This window comes from Brotocaccenecus cirricatena, from assembly GCF_020687045.1.
Lineage (GTDB): Bacteria > Bacillota > Clostridia > Oscillospirales > Oscillospiraceae > Vescimonas > Vescimonas cirricatena.
The window spans coordinates 1-6,124 of sequence record NZ_JAJEPW010000102.1 but is presented as its reverse complement, the minus strand read 5'-3'; the positions used below and the strand labels follow the sequence as shown (position 1 = coordinate 6,124).

Annotated in this window: 5 protein-coding genes; 3 read left to right on the top strand and 2 right to left on the bottom strand. The window is 60.5% G+C overall.

Translation table 11 applies throughout. From position 1 onward, the window contains the following. Positions 1-96: 96 nt before the first annotated feature. A complete protein-coding gene (locus tag LKD37_RS16620; RefSeq protein ID WP_302930199.1) occupies positions 97-1,209 on the top strand; it encodes an aldo/keto reductase in 1,113 nt (370 codons plus the stop codon). Between the two features lie 219 nt (positions 1,210-1,428). On the opposite strand, the gene LKD37_RS16615 is transcribed toward LKD37_RS16620, so the two are convergent. Next, positions 1,429-2,439 carry a radical SAM/SPASM domain-containing protein gene (locus LKD37_RS16615; protein WP_302930198.1) on the bottom strand — a complete coding sequence of 337 codons (1,011 nt, stop codon included), beginning with the start codon at positions 2,437-2,439 and terminating at the stop codon, positions 1,429-1,431. Further along, positions 2,436-2,597: a hypothetical protein gene (locus LKD37_RS16610; protein WP_302930197.1), complete on the bottom strand. Its 162-nt coding sequence runs from the start codon at positions 2,595-2,597 to the stop codon at positions 2,436-2,438. Before LKD37_RS16610 ends, LKD37_RS16615 begins: the two co-directional genes overlap by 4 nt. Positions 2,598-2,871: 274 nt before the next feature. On the opposite strand from LKD37_RS16610, the gene LKD37_RS16605 reads away from it, so the two are divergent. Both LKD37_RS16605 and LKD37_RS16600 read left to right on the top strand, forming a co-directional pair. After that, positions 2,872-5,805, top strand: a complete 2,934-nt coding sequence (locus LKD37_RS16605) for a vWA domain-containing protein (RefSeq protein WP_302930196.1) — start codon at positions 2,872-2,874, stop codon at positions 5,803-5,805. A 15-nt stretch (positions 5,806-5,820) separates the two neighbouring features. Then, a complete protein-coding gene (locus LKD37_RS16600) occupies positions 5,821-5,997 on the top strand; it encodes a hypothetical protein (protein WP_302930195.1) in 177 nt (58 codons plus the stop codon). Positions 5,998-6,124 lie beyond the last annotated feature (127 nt).

The following is a 6,124-nucleotide window of genomic DNA, read 5'->3' as shown; positions in this document are numbered from 1 at the left end:
TCGTTTACTTTCCCGCCACACCACCGTAGGGGCGGACGACCCTGTCCGCCCTTTTCCTGCGGGAATCACAGAACCATTATAATAAGGAGACATATCATGGAACGAATCAAAGGGATTCTGGGCTTCGGCGGCATGCGCCTGCCCATGAAGGACGGGGAAGTGGTCATCGACGAGATGAACCGCATGGTGGACGCCTTCCTGGAGGCGGGCTTCAACTATTTCGACACCGCCCACGGCTACCTCCAGGGCCAGAGCGAGCTGGCCCTGCGGGAGTGCCTGGCCCGCCGCTACCCCCGGGACCGTTTTGTCCTCACCGACAAGCTCACCGACTGTTTTTTCAAGAGCCAGGCGGACATCCGCCCGCTGTTTGAGGCCCAGCTCCAGGCCTGCGGCGTGGAGTATTTCGACTTCTACCTGATGCACGCCCAGGGCCTCACCAACTACGACCATTTCAAGGCCTGCCGGGCCTATGAAACGGCCTTTGCCCTGAAGGCCGAGGGCAAAATCCGCCATGTGGGCATCTCCTTCCACGACCGGGCGGAGGTGCTGGAGCAGATTCTGACAGACTACCCGGATATCGAGGTGGTGCAGCTGCAATTCAACTATCTGGATTATGACGACCCCGCGGTCCAGAGCCGCAGGTGCTACGAGGTCTGCCGCCGGCACAACAAGCCGGTGCTGGTGATGGAGCCCGCCAAGGGCGGCAGCCTGGTCAACCTGCCGCCGGACGCCCGGGCGGTGCTGGACGGCCTCCACGGCGGCGCCCCCGCCAGCTATGCCCTGCGCTTTGTGGGCAGCTTCCCGGGGATCCGGGTGGTGCTCTCCGGCATGGGCAGCGTGGAGCAGGTCCGGGAAAACACCGCCTGCATGAAGGACTTCCGCCCCCTGGACGAGACGGAGATGGCCGCTGTCCGCCGGGTGCAGGAGATCTTCCACAGCAAGAATCTCATTCCCTGCACCGCCTGCCGCTACTGCACCGACGGCTGTCCCAAGCACATCTCCATTCCGGACCTGTTCGCCATCATGAACACCAAGCAGATTCACCACGACTGGAACGCCCACCTGTACTATGACGAGGTGCACACCGCCCCGGGCCGCCGGGCCTCCGACTGCATCAAGTGCGGCAAGTGCGAAAAGGCCTGCCCCCAGCACCTGCCCATCCGCCAGCTGCTGGAGCAGGTGTCCCAGGAGTTCGACAAGGCCCGATAAACCCCATCTCCGAAAAAAGACTGCGGCTCACCGCCGCAGTCTTTTTCTGTGGAATTCTGCGGATTGCCCGCCCGACAGGATGTCCTGCCGTTAACGCTCCGCAGGGGCGCGGGCTCCGCCCCGCCCACCGGTCCGTTGCTTTTGGGTCGGGTAAAACCCGGCCCCTACAGGCAAACTGTCGATAGAACATTCGTAGGGGCGGACGACTCTGTCTGCCCCTTATTTGGCCCCGCCTGCACACGCCGGACTTTCGTACAGCTTCCCGTGCACGAAATAGTTATACGACCGGCACCCCCCGGCGCACCATGGCCCCATCCGGCACCGGGCGCAGCTTCCCGTCAGCATCTCCCGCCGGAACTGCCGATTGTACGCAAAGGCCCCTGGGTCCTCCCAGATATCCCGCAGCCTCCGCTGCCGCAGATTCCCCTCGTTGAACCGCTCATCGTACAGCGACTCGCACCCCCGCACATTGCCCGCGCTGTCGATGCCTATGGCGGAGATACCCGCCCTGCACCCCTGGAAGCAGGCCCCATCGGCCCCCCGCAGGCGCAGCTCCTCATCTGTAAAGTACCCCACGTTGTCGGCCGCCCCCAGCATAAACGGCGCTTCCGCCCGGTGCCGCATCACGAAAGCGATGACCTCCGCCGGGTCGATGCGCCAGTCCAGCCCCCGGGCGGCATTGCCCATAGGCGAGCACGCCTGCAGCTGCCACGCGGCAATGCCGGACCCCTCCAGCACCCGGTACAGCTCCTCCAGCCGCCCCATGCAGTCCCGCCGCAGGGTGGAGATCACCGACACCGGCATCCCCGCCGCCGTCAGCGCCCGGACGGCCTCCATGGCCCGCTTAAAACTCCCGGCCTGCCGCCCGGCGTCATGCACGTCCTCCGGTCCGTCGATGGACACTGCCACCGACGACACCCCCGCCTGCTTCAGCTGTTCCAGCACCTCCGGCGACATCATGTACCCGTTGGTGATCACGTCCACCCGGACGCCCAGCCCGGTGAGCCGCCCGGCGATCTGCGCCCAGTCCCGCCGCAGGAACACCTCGCCCCCGATCAGCGACACCCTCCGGCACCCCAGCTCTGCCAGCTGGTCTGCCGTGTCCAGGCACTCCGCCGTGGACAGCTCGTCCGCCCTGGCCCGCCCCCCGGCGGACCCGCAGTACCTGCATCCGAAGCAGCACGCCAGCGTCAGCTCCCACACGCAGCTCTCCAGCCGGAACCCGCTCATTTCTCTTCCTTGATCACCGGCGCGGCATACACCGCCATGATGGGCGGCTCCTTCCGGTCCTTGCCCCCCGGCCTTTTCAGCGGCTTATCCTGCATCAGCCGCTCCAGCGCCTCCCTGGGGTCCTCCTGGGGATACCCGCTCTGCTTCTTCTCGTTCATGGTCAAACCCCTCCTTTTCTGTCGGTTATCCTCCCCATTATACCACCCCCGCCCCCCTCCGTCCACCCCGGTTTCCCCAGAATACACTTGCATTCGACACCCCTTTGTGATATAATGCCAAGCGGGCGTAAAAATATCGCAAACAAGTCCCAAAACCTCTTGCAAACGATATCGGAATGGTGTACATGGATACCATCCAGAACTGTCCCTGCAGAACCCAAGTCAATTGGGGCCGCCCGGCCCCCAAAATAAACGAAATGGGAGGAATGAGAAAATGAAAACATGGAAACGGGCGTTGGCACTCGTGCTGGCGCTGGTCATGGCCCTGTCTCTGGTGGCCCTGCCGTCCTTCGCCGCGGGCGAGGGGGACAGCGCCGGCAATGGTTCGCCTCGCGTCGTGTATGAAGGCGCGAGCGGGGAGAACAACGGCGGCCTGGTCATGTCCAAGACCGTCACGAAAGGCGAGGGGGACGACCAGTTCCTGCTGACCCTGGAGGCTTTCGCCACCGGCACTACCCGAACGGATACCAAGGAGATTCCCTTGGATATCGTCTTGGTTCTGGACACTTCCAGCTCTATGTCACGCGACTTTGACGGAAATATATGGGATGTGGCTGATAAGGACAGGCGCTTGACCGCCCTGAAAACCGCTGTGAACAACTTCGCCGAATCCGTTGCTGCCAAGGCAAAGGGCTCAGACGGCCAGTATGGCGGTGAAGATGATGTTAATTATCGTATTGCTGTCGTTGAGTTTGCAAGTGAAGCATACAACTTGACGAATGGTCTGGTTGATATGGACACGTCTCGCGGCCTGACGCAAGTCAAAAATGCGGTAAGTGGCTTGCAGGCTGGCGGTGACACTTACCCGGCGACGGGCTTGGACATGGCCAATTCGATTTTTGACGCAAATCCCATTTCGGGCGATGGGCAGAGGGGCCGAGTTGTGATTATGTTCACGGACGGTTATCCCGCAGAGAATGGAACGGATAACATCAACTACACACTTTGTGACAATGCCATCGCAAGTGCACAGACCAGCAAGAGAACGTACGGCGCGACTGTTTACACCGTTGGTATTTTTTCCGGTGCAAACCCCAACAGTAACATCGATACAAACTTTGATTATGGTAACCGCCGAGACGCGGAGAAACAGCTCGTAGCCGCCAACCGCTACATGCATTATACTTCCAGCAATTTCCAGAACGCGAAGTCTCTGCGAGATGGCGGCGAAAAGAGTGGCAGCAGCTATTACCTTGCAGCCAGCAACGCCAATAGTCTGAACGATGTATTCAAGTCCATTAGCCAGACCATCGGCTCCACGCCTGTCGAGTTGACCAGAACCTCCGTCCTTCGCGACGTGATTTCTGATTCCTTCACGTTGCCGGAGGGTTACACGGACGGCGACATCAAGGCCTACAGCGTGTCCTGCGAGTCCAGCACCAAGAATGCGGACGGCACCTATACCTACACTTGGAAAACCACTCCCGACGCGGATAAGTATGATGTCACCGTTGCCGACGACAACAAGACCATCAACGTCACCGACTTTGACTATGCCGCCAACTGGGTTGACCAGTATGACGTAGGCGGCAGTAAGAGCCACGGCAAGAAGCTGGTGGTGGAGATTCCCATCGTCCTTGATCCGGACGCCACCGGTTCGGTTGACACCAACGGCCCTGCTTCCGGCATCTATGCTTCCGCTGACGCGGAGACTGCATTTGCCAACTTCAAGACCCCCACGGTCTATGTCCCCTTCTTCACCGTTGCCCATGTGGAGAGCTGCGTGAATGACCAGGGCAAGAACTTCGGCCAGGAGACCGGTCGTAAAGGCTATCCCCTGTGGTGCTACAAGGAGTTCAACCTCACCTCCGTCGTCACCGCGAATCACCTCTATGGCGGCACCTTTAACGAGGAGACCTGCACCACCGTCCACAAGGACGTCCAGGAGCAGGGCAACCCCATGGAGCTGAACCCCACCGAGAACGCCACCTATTATATCTGGGAAGTCCCCGACACCTATCTGCGCCCCTTCGCCTTCTGGGTGTCCAGTCACCAGCCTAAGGGCTGGACCGTGACCCAGATGTACCTCCTGTCCGAGGTGGACCGTCTCCTCTATCGGGACGCCGGCCTCTATGTGAAGTTTGGGGACAACGAGGGAACCTATATCTCCTCCAATTGCAGCGAACTGACAGAAGGTACCGATGTGAATAACAACAACAAGGCCACCGTGTACCAGAGACTGGAGTATTTCAAGGAGCCTAACCTGAAAGATGTTGTTGAGACCTGGTATCTGCAAAAAGGTAAAGTCAAAAAGCAGGAGGTAGGTCTGACCCTGAATGAAAACGCCAATCCCACGGACAGCCAGGGTCAGGTCGTTGACGATGGCTATATCACTGGCCATCGCCTGTTGGGCAACGAATTTACGGACTTCCAGAATCAAGTGCCCGTCACCTACAAGGCCTACTGGGTCACCCTGGACGGCGTCCATGTCGAGGGTGTCCGCAGCCGTACCTACACCTTCCAGGAGAATCAGCATGATCCCGCCAAGAACCCGGATTCCGGAAAGCGGATTGAGCCTGTGTACAAGTACGTTGAAAACGTCAGCACCCAGACCACGCTGGCCCTCCGTGCCAGCATGCTGGTCAATGAGTCTGAGCCCGCTGTGGAGAATGTCAACGTCACCGTGGTGGATGCGGCCAAGACCTACGAGCTTACCGTTTCCGCCGGTACCGGCGTCCGTGACCAGGTGGCCTACCAGGCCCCCGCCGGCAAGGTCTTTGCCGGTTGGTTCGCCGACCAGGCCTACACCACCCCCGCTGACCTGGACCAGGTTACCCAGGACACCACCATCTACGCCAAGTACGTCAGCGACTCCTATCTGGACCTGGCTTACAGCCGCATCGGTCTGTTCCGTCTCCGTGGCGTCACCCTGATCTCTGCCGTGGATAACCCCGCCAACTATCAGGCCTCCGGCATCATGGTCAATGGCCAGAAGCTCGACGTCTCCTACGCCAGCCGTTATCGGATCTTCAAGACTCCCGCCAACCTGTTCGGCGCGGCCCGTGACGCCAAGCTCATGCTGGCTGATAAGAGCCTCTCCGGCACCGGCGACCTGGAGGTCACCCCCTATTGGATCACCCTGGACGGCACCGAGGTCCACGGCAGCGCCCATACCCTGCATTACAACACCCGCACCATTTGGGAGTGAGAAAAGGAGAGCATCATGATTTATACGGATCCTCGTCTCAGCCCGGTTTTGGATACCAATGGGATAGTCGGCGCCGGTTCCACTGAACCTGGCGGTGAATTCCCCGACAGCATCGGCCCCGGCCTGTACAAGTTCACCCTCCCCGACGGCCAGCAGGTCATCGTGGACCAGTACGGCAACATCATCGGCTGAGCAAAACCCCAAGCTGAGCAAAACCCCGAGCGGGGGGATGGCATCCCATCCCCCCGCTTTCTTCCATCCCCCCCTCTTGGCTCTCCCTCTGGGAGAGCTGTCACCGAAGGTGACTGAGAGGGTCCCC